The sequence below is a fragment of the Streptomyces sp. NPDC005374 genome (genome assembly GCF_042872225.1).
In the GTDB taxonomy this organism is placed as follows: Bacteria; Actinomycetota; Actinomycetes; order Streptomycetales; family Streptomycetaceae; genus Streptomyces.
The window spans coordinates 252,985-267,830 of record NZ_JBIAKA010000002.1; the positions used below are offsets into that span (position 1 = coordinate 252,985).

Here is a 14,846-nt window from a genome sequence, read left to right on the forward strand (position 1 = left end):
GTCAACGGAGAAGGTCAATAACGTTGCGCCTTCGCCAGCTCGGGGGTCAGCACCGGCTCGGCGGGTTTGCGGCTGACGGCGACGGGCTGGGCTCTCTCGCCCGGCTCCAGTTCCTCGGCGCCGACGTACCGCGTCTCCACCGTCCTGCCCGCCGAGTCGTGGAAGTCGACCTGGACGGCGTAGGAGGCCGTCCGGTCGGTCCTGTTGGTGATGGTGACGACGACGGCGAGCACACCGCCGGTCGCGGAGCGCGGCTTGCCGGTCATGGTGACGTCGGACATCGCGTTGCCCTTCCCCTCCACCTCGGCGAGCTCACTCCGCGCGGCCTTGTTCGCGCGTTCCGCTTCGGCGGAGACGGAGGCCTCGAAGGAGGAGGCGGCCGCCGAGGCCGACGCCGCCCGCTCGGAGACCTCGGCCCGCACCGAGGCCTCCACCGACGCGAGCGCGGACGCCGCGTTGCCGGAGAAGGAGGCCGTGTCCGGGGCGGTGGGCGTCGGGGAGGAGGTCGACGAGCCCCCGGAGTCGTCGCACGCCGTCAGGGAAAGCGTGCAGGCGGCAGCCACGGCCATCACGAGGGCGGCGATCCGGGACCGTCCGTGGGGTGACGGTGTGCTCATCGGGTGACGTCCTCTCAGCTCCGACACATGGCGAAATAAACCCTATGTCGGTTTCAAGAGCAAGGCATGTCGTCGACCACCGCCGGTCCGGGCACCCGGCGTCAGACCTCGTCCCGGGCAAGCGCGAGCAGCCGGTCGAGGACGCGGGGGCCGCTCGCGCGGGCGCCGTCGTGCTCGAACTCGTCCGTCACCCAGGTGCGCAGACCGCGGATCGAGCGGGCCGTCCGCAGGGAGTGGGCCGTGTCCACGTACATGTCGTCGTGGTAGACGGCCGCGGCGACCGGGACCTCGTTGACGGCAAGGCGAGCCGGGTCGTACAGGGGCTGCCAGTCGGTGCGTGCGGCGAGATGTTCGGCCGTCTCGCGCAGGGGACGCAGGGCCGGGTCGCAGTCGAACATCCAGGGGTGGACGGACTCGCCGGTGAACAGCAGCGGCTCGTCACCGGCGAGCGTCTTGGCCGCGTCGAACTGCGGGAACTCGGCGCGCATACGTTCGGCCGACCAGGCGGTGGGGCGCTCGTCCTGGCCGTAGATCGCCTCGTGGACGAGGGCGTACAGCGGGTGCGGGGCGTACGACAGGAGTCCCTGGATCTCTTCCTGGAACGCGTCGGAGAGCTCCGGGCCGTTCGGGGTGCGGACGAAGGCGTGCTCCAGGAGGTAGTGCAGGCGGTGGGTGCCCTCGCTGCCGCCGAGCAGGATGCCGAGGGACTGGAAGGCCTCGACGGTGAGCCGGTAGCCGTTCGGCAGGGTCACGTCGCGGGTGAGCAGGTGGTCGGCGATACGGCGGGCCCGTTCGACGTCCTGCGGATAGCGGGCGTAGTGCGCGCCGACCTTGCGCTCCACGCGCGGGTAGGCGGCCCGGTAGACGTCGTCGGCGTGGGCGTCGAGGGAGGGCAGGCCGCCGGTGATGACGGCGGCGGCGAGGCCCTCGGGGGCGGTGGACAGATAGGCGGTCGCGCAGAAGCCGCCGAAGCTCTGGCCGAGGACGGTCCAGGGGGCACCGCCGGTGACCTGGGCGCGGATCGCCTCGCAGTCGCGGACGATGGAGTCGCCGCGGAAGTGGGCCAGGTAGTCGGACTGTTCTGCGGGGCCGCCGCGCAGCGGGAGCGTCTGGCGGTTCGCGGGGCTGGAGTGGCCGGTGCCGCGCTGGTCCAGGAGGAGGACGCGGTACTCCTTGAGGGCACGGCCGAACCAGCCGCCCTTGCCGACGAAACGGTTCGCGCCGAAGCCCGGGCCGCCCTGGAGATAGACCAGCCACGGCAGGTTCTGGCCCGCCTTCTCGCTCGCGACGGCCTCACGGGCGTAGAGCTCGATCGTCTCCCCCGCCGGGTCGGCGTGGTCGAGGGGGACGGTGAAGCGGCGGTCGGTGAGGACGAGGCCGGGCTGGCGGTAGGTCGCGGTCAACGGGGCTCCCGGGACGGACGAAATCTTCAGGACGCGTCCCAGTTCAGCACAAGTCGAGCCGCCGTCCGGCCCCTTCGATCATGAAGACCTACTGAATCGCGGATCAGCGGGCCGCGAGGCTGGAGCGGCGCACCACCAGTTCGGGCTGCAGGACCACGCGGCGGTGCTCGTGCCGCTTGCCGGTGGTCTCGGCCTCCGTCTCCTCCAGGAGCAGTTCGGCGGCCAGGGCGCCCATGGTGACGGCGGGCTGGCGGACGGATGTGAGCGGGACGGCCGCGGCGGCGGCGAACTCGATGTCGTCGTAGCCGACGATGGCGAGGTCGTCGGGGACCGTTATGCCGGCCGCGTACATGGCCTGGAGGACGCCGAGGGCGAGGAGGTCGTTGGCGCAGAACACGGCGGTCGGGCGCTCGGCGAGGCCGAGGAGGCGGGCGCCGGCGTCCCGGCCTGCGGCCACGTCGAGCCGCTCGGTGGGCAGCTCGCGCAGGCTCTGCGGGTCCAGGCCCGCCTCGGCGAGGGCGTTCAGGGCGCCGGTGCGGCGGTCGCGGACCTGGTTGAGGCCGGGCGGCCCGCTGACGTAGGCGATGGAGCGGTGGCCGGCGTCCACGAGGTGGCGTACGGCCAGGGCGCCGCCCGCCACGTCGTCGACGGAGACCGAGCACTCGGTGGTGCCCTCGGCCACCCGGTCGACGAGGACGAAGGGGATGCCGTGGCGGCGGAAGGAGGCGATGTTGCGGCCGGAGGCGTCGCTCGGGGTCAGCAGCACACCGCGGACCCGCTGCTCGGCGAAGAGGGACAGGTACTCGGCCTCCTCGCTCGCGCTCTGGGCGCTGTTGCAGACCATCACGCCGAGGCCGTCGTCGCGGGCGGCCCGTTCGGCACCGCGGGCGACATCCACGAAGAACGGGTTGCCCATGTCGAGGACGAGCAGGCCCATGATCCGGCTGCGGCCGGCGCGCAGTTGGCGCGCGGACTCGCTGCGGACGTACCCGAGACGGTCTATCGCGGACAGCACGCGCGCCCGGGTCTCGGTGGCGACGGAGTCCGGGCGGTTGATGACGTTCGAGACGGTGCCGACGGAGACTCCGGCTGCACGGGCGACGTCCTTGATACCCACCGACTGGGCCATCGGGCAGGGACCTCCAGGAGACAAGGGGTGGGGGGACGACCTTCACATTATCGTCAGGCCGTCCCCGCACCGGTCACGATCAGGCTGGCAGCGCGAAGTCGACGACGTGCAGTGCCGACGGGGTCGTCGCACCGGTGGACTTCTCCTGGTACAGGAACGACAGCACGTTGTCCTGGGCGACCCGCATCTCGTCGATCACGACCTCGCCGAAGGCGTTCAGGCCGCTGCCGTCGAACAGGACCGTCCAGTCGGTGTAGCCGGAGGACTTGGAGGCGGCGGCTATCCGGCCGAACGGGAAGATCGCGTAGGCGTTGTCGTACTTGTCCAGGACCAGCTTGGTGCGCTGGCTGGAGCCCAGCGCGACCGGGATCTCGGTCTTCTGCCAGCCGCCCGAGGAGTTCTTGCGCAGGTGGAAGGCGCGGCCGTTGGCGGTGCGGTCGGAGACGTAGTTCGTCGTGCACTGGCCGAAGCGGCCCGGGACGTACGAGATGATCGCGTGCGGCAGGCCGGCGGAGTCGGTGAACTGGCTCTCCTGGTTCATCAGGGAGTGGTCCGGGTTCAGCGCGTCGACCACCAGGCCGGTTTCGCCGACGGTGACCTTGTCGGAGCCGCCGGTGGTGCCGACCGCCGTCCCGGCGGAGGTGCGCCAGGTGCGGCCGCGGTCGTCGGAGTAGACGTAGCCGGTGTCGTGGTTGGTGATGCCGCCGCTGGAGCACATCACGGCGGCGTTCTGCTCGCGCCAGGTGAAGAAGGAGTGCAGCCGGCCGTTCCGGTCGTAGTCGATGCCGTGCAGGTACATGTTCCGGGCTGTGCTGGAGCCGTGCTCGCTGGTGTAGGTGCCGGTGGAGGCGGACCACTCGCCGAGGTTGGTCCAGGCCGAACCGTCGTACTCCGCGAGGGCGTTGCGGCCGTTGCCGGAGATGCCGACGCGGTAGCTGAGCTGGAGCTTGCCGTCGGGGGTGGAGACGAACTGGGGGTAGGTGAACTGGCTCGTCAGGGCCAGCCCGTCCAGCGTGGACTGGGGGGATCCGAAGCGGGCGGAGGTCCAGCTCAGGCCGGCCGGGTTGTCCATGAGGCCGGCGACCGACTTGACGTAGGTGAAGCCGTCGCTGTGGGAGTCCATGTTGAGGTGGAGGCGGCCGTCCACCTTGGAGACGCCCATGGAGATGACGTTGTGGGAGTCACTGGACTTGAGGGTGTGGCCGACCTGGACGGTGGACCAGGTGCCGCCGCCGAGGACACGGCGGCCGACGACGGCGTTCTTGTCGGCGGTGTACCAGACCGCGTACTGGTAGCCCTTGTAGGTCAGCAGGCCGTTCTTCTGGAACGAGTTGTTGTTGACCAGGCCGTCGTAGGACACGAAGAAGAGTGCCTGGCTGTCGAGCGTGGTGGTGCCGGTCCGGGTGGCGGAAGGGCCGGGATCGGCGGCGCGGGCTGTGCCGCTGGTGAAAGCAGGGGTCATCACGGCTCCGGCGAGGGCAGCGCCCAGCAGCGTGCGTCTCTTCATCTCGGGGGACTCCATTGTCGGCGAGGGTCGAACGGGGGGTGCGGGAGGGGTCAGGCGAGGTGGAACACTTCGGTGAGCGGTTTCATGGCCTCGTCGGGGCGGGCGCCGTCCAGCGACTCGAAGAACGGCGCCATCTCCTTCTGCCAGCGGGCGTTGACCTCGGTGGCCGCCATGCCTGCCTGGGCGGCGGCGAAGTCCTCGGTCTCCAGGTAGCCGACCAGCAGGCCGTCTTCGCGCAGGAAGAGCGAGTAGTTGTGCCAGCCGGTGGCCGAGAGTGCCTGAAGCATCTCCGGCCACACGGCGGCGTGCCGCTCGCGGTACTCGTCCAGTCGGTCCGCACGGACCTTCAGCAGGAAGCACACGCGGTGCATCAACGACCCTCCAGGGCCTAGAAGTTGAACTGGTCGATGTTCTTGGCGTCGAACACGGTCGGCTTACCGAGGTTGATCACGCCGTCCTTGCCGATGGTGTACGTCGTGCCGCCGGCCTTGAAGGTCTCGCCCTCCTTGCCGGTGATCTGGCCCGAGACCAGCGCCACGGCCGTCTGCGCGGCCAGCGCGCCGAGCTTGGAGGGGTCCCACAGCTCGAAGCCCTCGACGGTGCCGTTCTTGACGTACTTGCGCATGTCGTTGGGGGTGCCGAGGCCGGTCAGCTTGACCTTGCCCTTGTACTTGGAGCCGGAGAGGTACTGGGCGGCGGCCTTGATGCCGACGGTGGTCGGGGAGATGATCCCCTTCAGGTTCGGGTACTCCTGGAGCAGGCCCTGGGTCTGCTGGAAGGACTGCTGGGCGTCGTCGTTGCCGTACGCGACCTTGACGAGCTTGATGTTCTTGTACTTGGGGTCCGCCAGCTCCTTCTTCATGAAGTCGATCCAGGTGTTCTGGTTCGTCGCGGTCTGCGCGGCGGACAGGATCGCGATCTCGCCCTTGTAGCCGATCTGCTCGGCCAGCAGCTGCACCTCGGTGCGGCCCAGGTCCTCGGCGGAGGCCTGCGAGACGAAGGCGTTGCGGCACTCGGGCTTGGTGTCGGAGTCGTAGGTGACGACCTTGATCTTGTTGGTCATCGCCTGCTTGAGCGCGGTGCACAGGGCGCCCGGGTCCTGCGCGGACACGGCCATCGCGTTGACCTGCTGCTGGGTGAGCGTGTTGACGTAGGAGACCTGGCCGGCGGTGTCGGTGGCGCTGGAGGGGCCGACCTCCTTGTAGCTGGAGCCCAGCTCCTTCAGGGCCGCCTCGCCGCCCTTGTCCGCGGAGGTGAAGTAGGGGTTGTTGACCTGCTTGGGCAGGAAGCCGACGGTCAGGCCCTTCTTGGTGGCCGCGTTCGGGTCGGCCTTGGCGGTCGAGGCGGCCGAGGCGCCCTCGTCCTGCACGTCCTTCTTGGTGGTGCCGCCGCAGGCGGTGGCGGTGAGGGCGAGGGAGCTGACGGCGGCGAGGGCGATGCAGGCACGCCGGAGGGATGACTTACGCATGACGGAGTTCCTTTGAAAGAGGGAGAGCGGAAACGCCCTAGGGGCGCGGGACGATATTCAATTTGCGGCTACCGCCGCGTGGGCGCGACCAGACACAACGGGCCCGCAGCCGACCAACGGCCTATCCAGTGGAAGAACGCGCGGCCCTCGCCACAGCGACCTGACGCGCGACCCTGGGGCCGAGAACGGACAACACGAGCAACACACCGGTGACGACGATCTGGGACTGGGCGGACACGTCCTGGAGGCTCATCACGTTCTGCAGGGCGCCGAGCAGGAAGACTCCCGCGATCGCGCCCCCGAGCGTGCCCTTGCCGCCGTCGAAGTCGATGCCGCCGAGCAGCACCGCCGCGATCACGGACAGTTCGAGCCCGGTCGCGTTGTCGTAGCGGGCGCTGGCGTAGTGCAGCGCCCAGAAGATCCCAGTGAGCGAGGCCATCAGGCCGGTCACCGTGAACAGGATCAGCTTCTGCCGCTTGACCCGGATGCCGGCGAACCGGGCGGCCTCCTCACTGGCGCCGGTCGCGAACGTGGACCGTCCGAACGGTGTGGCGTGCAGGACGACCACGGCGATCGCGAACAGCACGAGGAAGGGCAGGAAGGCCTGCGGGACGAAGGTGTCCCCGATCCGTCCGGCCGCGAAGTCCAGGTACTGGGTCGGGAAGTCGGTCACCGCGTCGGAGCCGAGCACGATCTGCGCGATGCCCCGGTAGGCGGCGAGGGTGCCGATGGTGACGGCGAGGGACGGCAGGCCGAGCCGGGTGACGAGCAGACCGTTGACCAGACCGCACACCACGCCGAGCAGCAGGCAGATCGGGATGATCATCTCGATCGTCAGGCCCTGGTTCCACAGGACGCCCATCACCGAGCCGGACAGTCCGGCGGTGGAGGCGACGGAGAGGTCGATCTCGCCGGAGACCACCAGGAGGGTCATCGGGAGGGCGATCAGGGCGATCGGCAGGGTGTTGCCGATCAGGAACGACAGGTTGAGGGCGTTGCCGAAGCCGTCGACCGTTCCGAAGGACAGCAGAAGAACGACGACCAGAAGAGCGCCGACAACCGTGTCCCACCGGATCGCGCGGCTGAGGGAGTCAGGCATGGCGGGCGTTCCTCTTCTTCAGGGCGGAGGCCACGCGCAGCGCGACGACCCGGTCGACCGCGATGGCGAGGATGAGCAGGATGCCGTTGATGGCCAGCACCCAGACCGAACTGACGCCGAGGGCGGGCAGCACACTGTTGACGGAGGTCAGCAGCAGGGCGCCGAGGGCGGCGCCGTAGACGCTGCCGGAGCCGCCGGTGAAGACGACGCCGCCGACCACGACCGCGCTGACGACGGTCAGTTCGTAGCCGTTGCCGGTGCCGGAGTCGACGTTGCCGAACCGGGCCAGGTACATGGCGCCGGCGAGACCGGCCAGGGCGCCGCAGAAGGTGTAGGCGGCCAGGATCCGCTTGCGCACCGGGATGCCGGCGAGCCGGGCGGCCTCGGGGTTGGAGCCGAGCGCGTACAGCTCGCGTCCGCTGCCGAAGTGCTTGAGGTAGTAGGCGGTGGTGACGAGGACCGCCAGGGCGATCAGGGCCAGGTAGGGCACGGCGGAGAGGCCGCCGGAGCCGAAGTCGATGAATCCGTCGGGAAGGTTCGCCGCCGTGATCTGGCGGGAGCCGACCCAGATGGAGTCGATGCCCCGGATGATGTACAGCGTGCCGAGGGTGACCACCAGCGCGGGCACCTGGCCGAGACTGACGAGGAGGCCGTTGACCAGTCCGCAGCCGATCCCGAGCAGGATCGCGAAGACCACCGCGACGACGGGGTTCCCGCCGCCCTGCAGGTAGGTGCCGGCGGCGAAGGCGGTGATGCCGAGTGTGGAGCCGACCGACAGGTCGACGTTGCGGGTGATGACGACCAGGGACTGGCCGGTGGCGACCAGGACGAGGATCGTGGCGTTGAGGAGCAGGTCCTTGATGCCCTGTTCGGACAGGAAGTCGCTGTTCCCGATCTGGGTGACGACGATCATCACCAGGAAGACGGCCAGGATGGCGAGTTCGCGCATCTTGAACACGCGGTCGACGAGCCGGGTGGCACCGGCCTTGGGCACCTCCGCGGGAGGGGCCTGCTGGGGAGTGGTCACCGTCATGCGGCGGCCCTCCCGGTGGCTGCGGCCATCACGGTTTCCTCGGTGGCGTCGGAACGCGGGATCTCGGCGGCGAGACGGCCCTCGTGCATCACGAGCACGCGGTCGGCCATGCCGAGGATCTCGGGCAGGTCGGAGGAGATCATCAGGATGGCCACCCCGTCGGCGGCCAGCTCGCTGAGCAGCCGGTGCACCTCGGCCTTGGTGCCGACGTCGATGCCGCGGGTCGGCTCGTCGACGATGAGCACCTTGGGGCCGGTGGCCAGCCACTTGGCGAGGACGACCTTCTGCTGGTTGCCGCCCGACAGCGTGTTGACGGTGTCGGCGATCCGGGCGTACTTCACCTGGAGCTTGACGGCCCAGTCGAGGGAGCGGCTGCGTTCGGCGCCGCGGTCCATGAGGCCGGCCTTGACGGTCGTACGCAGTCCGGTGAGGCCGATGTTCCGCTCGATGGACATGTCCATCACGAGGCCCTGGGCGCGCCGGTCCTCGGGGACCAGGGCGAGACCTGCGGCCATCGCGGTGGAGGGGGCGCCGTTGACCAGCGCCTTGCCGTCCACGGCGACTTCGCCGGCGTCCCAGCGGTCGATGCCGAACACGGCTCGGGCGACTTCGGTTCGGCCCGCTCCGACGAGGCCCGCGAGGCCGACGATCTCACCGCGCCTGACCTCGAAGGAGACGTCGGTGAAGACGCCCTCCCGGGTAAGCCGGCTCACCGTGAGCGCGACCTCGCCGGGGCGTACGTCCTGCTTCGGGTAGAGCTCTTCGAGGTCGCGGCCGACCATACGGCGGACGAGGTCGTCCTCGGTCATGCCCTCGACCGGCTCGCTGGAGATCCAGGCACCGTCACGCAGGGTGGTGACCGTCCGGCAGATCTGGAAGATCTCCTCCAGCCGGTGCGAGATGAACAGGACGGCGGCGCCCTGTTCGCGCAGCGCCTTGACGACACCGAAGAGGCGGGCCACCTCGCTGCCGGTCAGGGCCGCGGTCGGCTCGTCCATGATCAGGACGCGGGCCTCGAAGGACAGCGCCTTGGCGATCTCGACGATCTGCTGGTCGGCGATGGACAGGCCGCGGGCCGGGCGGTCGGGGTCGAGCTCGACGCCGAGGCGCTGCATCAGGGCCAGGGTCGCGGCATGCGTGGCCTTGTGGTCGATCCGGCCGAGAGCGCGCCGCGGCTGGCGGCCCATGAAGATGTTCTCGGCGATCGACAGGTCGGGGAAGAGCGTGGGCTCCTGGTAGATCACGGCGATACCGGCGTCGCGGGCGTCGCCGGGACCGTGGAAGACGACCGGCTCGCCGTCGAGCAGTACCTGGCCGGAGTCCGGCCGGTGCACTCCCGCGAGGGTCTTGATGAGGGTCGACTTGCCGGCGCCGTTCTCGCCTGCGATGGCGTGCACCTCCCCGGAGAACAGCTCCAGGGAGACGTCCCGCAGGGCGCGGACCGCGCCGAAGGACTTCGAGATGTCCTTGAGCGCGAGTACCGGGGCCGGACCCGTGGTGGACGGGTGGGTCATTGGGGGCTCCTCGACGACGTCGGCGGGACGGACCTCGCAACGTCGTGAAAGGTTTCAACTGGGTTGCCGGGACGTTAGACATGCAGCGCATGTCACGTCAATGGGTACGTGTCGAAAATCTTTCGATGAACTCAGGTCACAGCAGTGTCACGGGTGCCGGGCTTGGTCGCAGGGGTTGACACCTCCACGATGGCCTCATACTTTCCCCTCTTGAATCGTTTCACAGTGAAGCCGTTCGGAAGCCCTTCGGACCCGACGTCACAGGAGCCCTCAAGTGACCGAGCTCGCCGCGGTGAAGGCCGCTCTCAAAACCCAGGCAGTCGAGACGCCGTCGTGGGCGTACGGGAACTCGGGGACCCGCTTCAAGGTGTTCGCCCAGCGAGGCGTTCCACGGACGCCGCAGGAGAAGGTGGAGGACGCCGCGCAGGTTCACGCTGTGACTGGCGTCGCGCCGACCGTCGCGCTGCACATCCCGTGGGACAAGGTCGAGGACTACGCCGCGCTGGCCAAGTTCGCCGAGGAGCGGGGCGTGAAGTTGGGCGCCATCAACTCCAACACCTTCCAGGACGACGACTACAAGCTGGGCAGCATCTGCCATCCGGACGCCTCGGTGCGCCGGAAGGCTCTCGATCACCTGCTGGAGTGCGTCGACATCATGGACGCGACGGGGTCCGGGGACCTGAAGCTGTGGTTCGCCGACGGCACGAACTATCCCGGCCAGGACGACCTCCGTGCCCGGCAGGACCGGCTCGCCGAGGGTCTCTCCGCGGTGTACGACCGTCTGGGTGACGGACAGCGGATGCTGCTCGAGTACAAGTTCTTCGAGCCGGCGTTCTACTCGACGGACGTTCCGGACTGGGGCACGGCCTACGCGCACTGCCTGAAGCTGGGCGACAAGGCCCAGGTGGTCGTCGACACCGGGCACCACGCTCCCGGCACCAACATCGAGTTTATCGTCACGACACTGCTGCGCGAGGGCAAGCTCGGCGGGTTCGACTTCAACTCCCGCTTCTACGCCGACGACGACCTCATGGTGGGCGCCGCCGATCCGTTCCAGCTGTTCCGGATCATGTACGAGGTGGTGCGCGGGGGCGGGTTCTCGTCCGAGGTGGCGTTCATGCTCGACCAGTGCCACAACATCGAGGCGAAGATCCCAGCGATCATCCGGTCCGTCATGAACGTGCAGGAAGCGACCGCCAAGGCGCTGCTGGTCGACCGGGACGCTCTTGCCGTGGCTCAGCGCGAGGGTGACGTTCTGGAGGCCAACGCCGTGCTCATGGATGCGTACAACACTGATGTGCGGCCGCTGCTGGCGGAGGTGCGTGAGGAGATGGGGCTCGACGCGAATCCCATCGCTGCGTACAAGCGGTCCGGGTGGGGCGAGAAGATCGTGGCCTCGCGGGTTGGTGGGGAGCAGGCCGGGTGGGGGGCGTAAGCGTCTGCCTCGTTCTGTTGTCTGCGGGGTGCGGGCCGGATGTGGCTGGTCGCGCAGTTCCCCGCGCCCCTGAGTAGGAAAACTCGCCCTCTCTCAAGAAGGACTGGAAGTTCATGGCACTCCACCCCGAAGCCGCCGCCCTCCTCGCCCGGTCTCACCGGCTTGGCTCCGATGCTCGTAACACCAACTACGCCGGTGGCAACGCGTCCGCCAAGGGCACCTCTGTCGACCCCGTCACCGGCGGTGACGTCGAGCTGATGTGGGTCAAGGGGTCCGGTGGTGACCTCGGGACCCTGACCGAGGGCGGGCTGGCCGTGCTGCGGCTGGATCGGATGCGGGCGCTCGTCGATGTGTACCCGGGTGTCGAGCGCGAGGACGAGATGGTCGCCGCGTTCGACTACTGCCTGCATGGGAAGGGGGGCGCCGCTCCCTCCATCGACACCGCCATGCACGGGCTCGTCGAGGCCGCGCACGTCGACCACCTGCACCCCGACTCCGGGATCGCGCTCGCCTGTGCGGCCGACGGGGAGAAGCTGACCGCCGAGTGTTTCGGGGACACCGTGGCCTGGGTGCCGTGGCGGCGGCCCGGATTCCAGCTGGGGCTGGACATCGCCGCCATCAAGGAGGCCAACCCGCAGGCGATCGGCGTCGTTCTCGGCGGGCACGGCATCACCGCCTGGGGCGACACCGCCGAGGAGTGCGAGAAGAACTCCCTGCACATCATCCGGACCGCCGAAAGGTTCCTGGAGGAGCGCGGCAGGGCCGAGCCCTTCGGGCCCGTCGTCGAGGGGTACGGCGCGCTCGGCGAGGCCGACCGGAAGGAGCGGGCCGCCGCACTCGCGCCATACGTCCGCGCGATCGCGTCCCAGGACAAGCCGCAGGTCGGGCACTTCAATGACTCCGAGCCAGTGCTGGAGTTCCTGGCTCGCGCCGAGCACCCGCGTCTCGCCGCCCTCGGCACCTCCTGCCCCGACCACTTCCTGCGGACCAAGGTCCGGCCGCTGGTCCTGGACCTGCCGCCGACCGCGCCGCTGGACGAGGCCATCGCCCGGCTCGACGAGCTGCACGCCGCGTACCGCGAGGAGTACGCCGCCTACTACCAGCGGCACGCCCTGCCCGACTCCCCCGCCATGCGCGGCGCCGACCCGGCGATCGTGCTGGTGCCGGGTGTCGGCATGTTCTCCTTCGGCAAGGACAAGCAGACCGCGCGGGTCGCGGGCGAGTTCTATGTCAACGCGATCAACGTGATGCGGGGCGCCGAGGCGGTCTCGTCGTACGCGCCCATCGAGGAGTCCGAGAAGTTCCGCATCGAGTACTGGGCCCTCGAGGAGGCCAAACTCCAGCGGTTGCCGAAGCCCAAGCCGCTCGCCACCCGCGTCGCGCTGGTGACCGGCGCCGGCAGCGGGATCGGGAAGGCCATCGCGCAGCGGCTTGTCGCCGAGGGCGCGTGTGTCGTCGTCGCCGACCTCAACGCCGAGAACGCCGCCGCGGTCGCCGAGGAGCTCGGCGGGCCCGACAAGGCCGTCGCCGTGACCGTGGACGTCACGTCCGAGGAGCAGATCGCCGAGTCGTTCCGGGCCGCGGTGCTGGCCTTCGGCGGGGTCGACCTTGTCGTGAACAACGCCGGTATCTCCATCTCCAAGCCGCTCCTGGAGACCTCCGCCAAGGACTGGGACCTCCAGCACGACATCATGGCGCGCGGTTCCTTCCTGGTGTCGCGGGAGGCGGCCCGCGTGATGATCGCGCAGAAGCTGGGCGGCGACATCGTCTACATCGCCTCCAAGAACGCCGTGTTCGCCGGTCCCAACAACATCGCCTACTCCGCCACCAAGGCCGACCAGGCCCACCAAGTACGTCTGCTGGCAGCCGAGTTGGGCGAGCACGGCATCCGCGTCAACGGTGTGAACCCGGACGGTGTGGTGCGCGGCTCGGGCATCTTCGCCGGTGGTTGGGGTGCCAAGCGGGCGGCCGTGTACGGGGTGGAGGAGGAGAAGCTGGGCGAGTTCTACGCCCAGCGGACCATCCTCAAGCGCGAGGTGCTTCCCGAGCACGTCGCCAACGCCGTCTTCGCGCTGACGGGTGGGGAGTTGACCCACACCACCGGGCTGCACGTCCCCGTCGACGCCGGCGTCGCGGCCGCCTTCCTGCGATGAGCGCGTCCGTGAAGTCGTACGCCGCGGTCGACCTCGGCGCGTCCAGCGGACGTGTCATGGTCGGCCGCGTCGGCCCCGACAGCCTGGAGCTGACCGAGGCACACCGGTTCGTCAACCGGCCGGTGCGCGTGCCCGAGGGCCTGCGCTGGGACGTCCTCTCGCTGTACGGCGGTGTCCTGGACGGGCTCAGGGCCGCCGGGCAGGTGGACTCCGTCGGCATCGACAGCTGGGCCGTGGACTACGGACTGCTGGACGCCGACGGGGCGTTGCTCGGCAACCCGGTGCACTACCGGGACTCCCGTACGGAGGGTGTCGCGCAGAAGGTGTGGGCGACCGTGCCCGCGCCCGAGCTGTACGCGGCCACCGGGCTGCAGTACGCGCCCTTCAACACGCTGTACCAGCTCGTCGCCGACCGACTCGGCGGTGCGCAGCGGTTGTTGATGATCCCCGACCTGCTCACGTACTGGCTCACCGGCGAGCAGGGCACCGAGCTGACCAACGCCTCGACCACCCAGCTGATCGACCCCCGGACGCGGGACTGGTCGTACGACATCGCTGAACGGCTGGGCATCGACCTGGAGTTGTTCGCGCCGCTGCGACAGCCCGGCGATCCGGCCGGTCTGCTCCGGCCCGAGGTGCTGGAGGAGACCGGGCTCGCGGGCCCGGTGCCGGTGACGGCCGTCGGGTCGCACGACACCGCCTCCGCGGTGGCCGCCGTCCCCGCGTCCGGCGAGCGGTTCGCCTACATCTGCACCGGCACCTGGTCCCTGGCGGGCCTCGAGCTGAACGCTCCGGTGCTGACAGAGGAGAGCCGGGCCGCCAACTTCACCAACGAGCTGGGGCTCGACGGCACGGTCCGCTATCTGCGGAACATCATGGGGCTGTGGCTGCTCCAGGAGTGCGTCCGGGCCTGGGGCGACCCCGACCTGGGTGAGCTGCTGCTGGACGCGGCCAAGGTGCCGGCGCTGCGTTCGGTCGTGGATGCGGGGGACGCCGCCTTCCTCGCGCCGGGCCGGATGCCGGAGCGGATCCCCGAGGCGTGCCGCGCCTCGGGGCAGCCGGTACCCGGCTCCCCGGCCGAGATCACTCGCTGCATCCTCGACTCGCTGGCCCTCGCCCACCGCAGGGCCGTCGAGGACGCGCAGCGGCTGGCCGACCACCCCGTCGACGTCGTGTATGTCGTCGGGGGCGGGACGCGTAACGCCCTGCTGTGCCAGCTCACCGCCGACGCCTGCGGGCTGCCGGTGGTGGCCGGGCCGACCGAGGCGGCCGCGCTCGGGAACGTGCTGGTCCAAGCGCGGGCCCACGGGCTCGTCGGCGACCTCGCGGGCGGGCGTGAGCTGCTCACCCGGACCCAGCCGCTCACGCGGTACGAGCCGCAGGGCGACACCGAGCGCTGGCGCGAGGCGCAGGCCCGCCTCGCCGGGAACTGACCGGGGTCTCCCCCGGCCCTCCGCCCCGGACTAGGCTTCACCCATCCGATGATCG

General features: G+C 69.8%; 12 protein-coding genes. 3 read left to right on the top strand and 9 right to left on the bottom strand.

From position 1 onward, the window contains the following. Window positions 1–14: 14 nt before the first annotated feature. The 9 genes from ACFYRX_RS06630 to ACFYRX_RS06670 form a co-directional block, all read right to left on the bottom strand. Window positions 15–617, bottom strand: coding sequence for an FxLYD domain-containing protein (locus ACFYRX_RS06630; protein ID WP_389097207.1), 603 nt, complete (start codon window positions 615–617; stop codon window positions 15–17). A 101-nt stretch (window positions 618–718) separates the two neighbouring features. Further along, window positions 719–2,020 (bottom strand): alpha/beta fold hydrolase, encoded by a 1,302-nt coding sequence (locus ACFYRX_RS06635; RefSeq protein ID WP_389097208.1) that lies wholly within the window; start codon window positions 2,018–2,020, stop codon window positions 719–721. A 103-nt stretch (window positions 2,021–2,123) separates the two neighbouring features. Continuing rightward, window positions 2,124–3,149 carry a LacI family DNA-binding transcriptional regulator gene (locus ACFYRX_RS06640; protein ID WP_389097209.1) on the bottom strand — a complete coding sequence of 342 codons (1,026 nt, stop codon included), beginning with the start codon at window positions 3,147–3,149 and terminating at the stop codon, window positions 2,124–2,126. A gap of 79 nt (window positions 3,150–3,228) precedes the next feature. Then, a complete protein-coding gene (locus ACFYRX_RS06645; protein WP_389097210.1) occupies window positions 3,229–4,656 on the bottom strand; it encodes a BNR repeat-containing protein in 1,428 nt (475 codons plus the stop codon). Between the two features lie 50 nt (window positions 4,657–4,706). Next, window positions 4,707–5,027, bottom strand: coding sequence for an L-rhamnose mutarotase (locus tag ACFYRX_RS06650; protein ID WP_389097211.1), 321 nt, complete (start codon window positions 5,025–5,027; stop codon window positions 4,707–4,709). Window positions 5,028–5,044: 17 nt separating this feature from the next. Beyond that, window positions 5,045–6,124 carry a rhamnose ABC transporter substrate-binding protein gene (gene rhaS / locus ACFYRX_RS06655; RefSeq protein WP_389097212.1) on the bottom strand — a complete coding sequence of 360 codons (1,080 nt, stop codon included), beginning with the start codon at window positions 6,122–6,124 and terminating at the stop codon, window positions 5,045–5,047. A gap of 121 nt (window positions 6,125–6,245) precedes the next feature. Then, window positions 6,246–7,223 (bottom strand): ABC transporter permease, encoded by a 978-nt coding sequence (locus ACFYRX_RS06660; RefSeq protein ID WP_389097213.1) that lies wholly within the window; start codon window positions 7,221–7,223, stop codon window positions 6,246–6,248. After that, window positions 7,216–8,256: an ABC transporter permease gene (locus ACFYRX_RS06665; protein WP_389097214.1), complete on the bottom strand. Its 1,041-nt coding sequence runs from the start codon at window positions 8,254–8,256 to the stop codon at window positions 7,216–7,218. The genes ACFYRX_RS06660 and ACFYRX_RS06665 overlap by 8 nt, the downstream gene beginning before the upstream one ends. After that, window positions 8,253–9,770 (bottom strand): sugar ABC transporter ATP-binding protein, encoded by a 1,518-nt coding sequence (locus ACFYRX_RS06670; RefSeq protein WP_389097215.1) that lies wholly within the window; start codon window positions 9,768–9,770, stop codon window positions 8,253–8,255. Before ACFYRX_RS06670 ends, ACFYRX_RS06665 begins: the two co-directional genes overlap by 4 nt. Before the next feature lie 274 nt (window positions 9,771–10,044). Here ACFYRX_RS06670 and rhaI point away from each other — a divergent pair, with 274 nt between their 5' ends. From rhaI to ACFYRX_RS06685, 3 genes are all read left to right on the top strand, one after another. Beyond that, window positions 10,045–11,205, top strand: a complete 1,161-nt coding sequence (gene rhaI, locus ACFYRX_RS06675) for an L-rhamnose isomerase (RefSeq protein ID WP_389097216.1) — start codon at window positions 10,045–10,047, stop codon at window positions 11,203–11,205. A gap of 113 nt (window positions 11,206–11,318) precedes the next feature. After that, on the top strand, window positions 11,319–13,358 hold the full coding sequence (locus ACFYRX_RS06680) for a bifunctional aldolase/short-chain dehydrogenase (protein WP_389097217.1): 2,040 nt from the start codon (window positions 11,319–11,321) through the stop codon (window positions 13,356–13,358). Beyond that, on the top strand, window positions 13,355–14,791 hold the full coding sequence (locus tag ACFYRX_RS06685) for a rhamnulokinase family protein (protein ID WP_389097218.1): 1,437 nt from the start codon (window positions 13,355–13,357) through the stop codon (window positions 14,789–14,791). The genes ACFYRX_RS06680 and ACFYRX_RS06685 overlap by 4 nt, the downstream gene beginning before the upstream one ends. The last annotated feature ends 55 nt before the right edge of the window (window positions 14,792–14,846 follow it).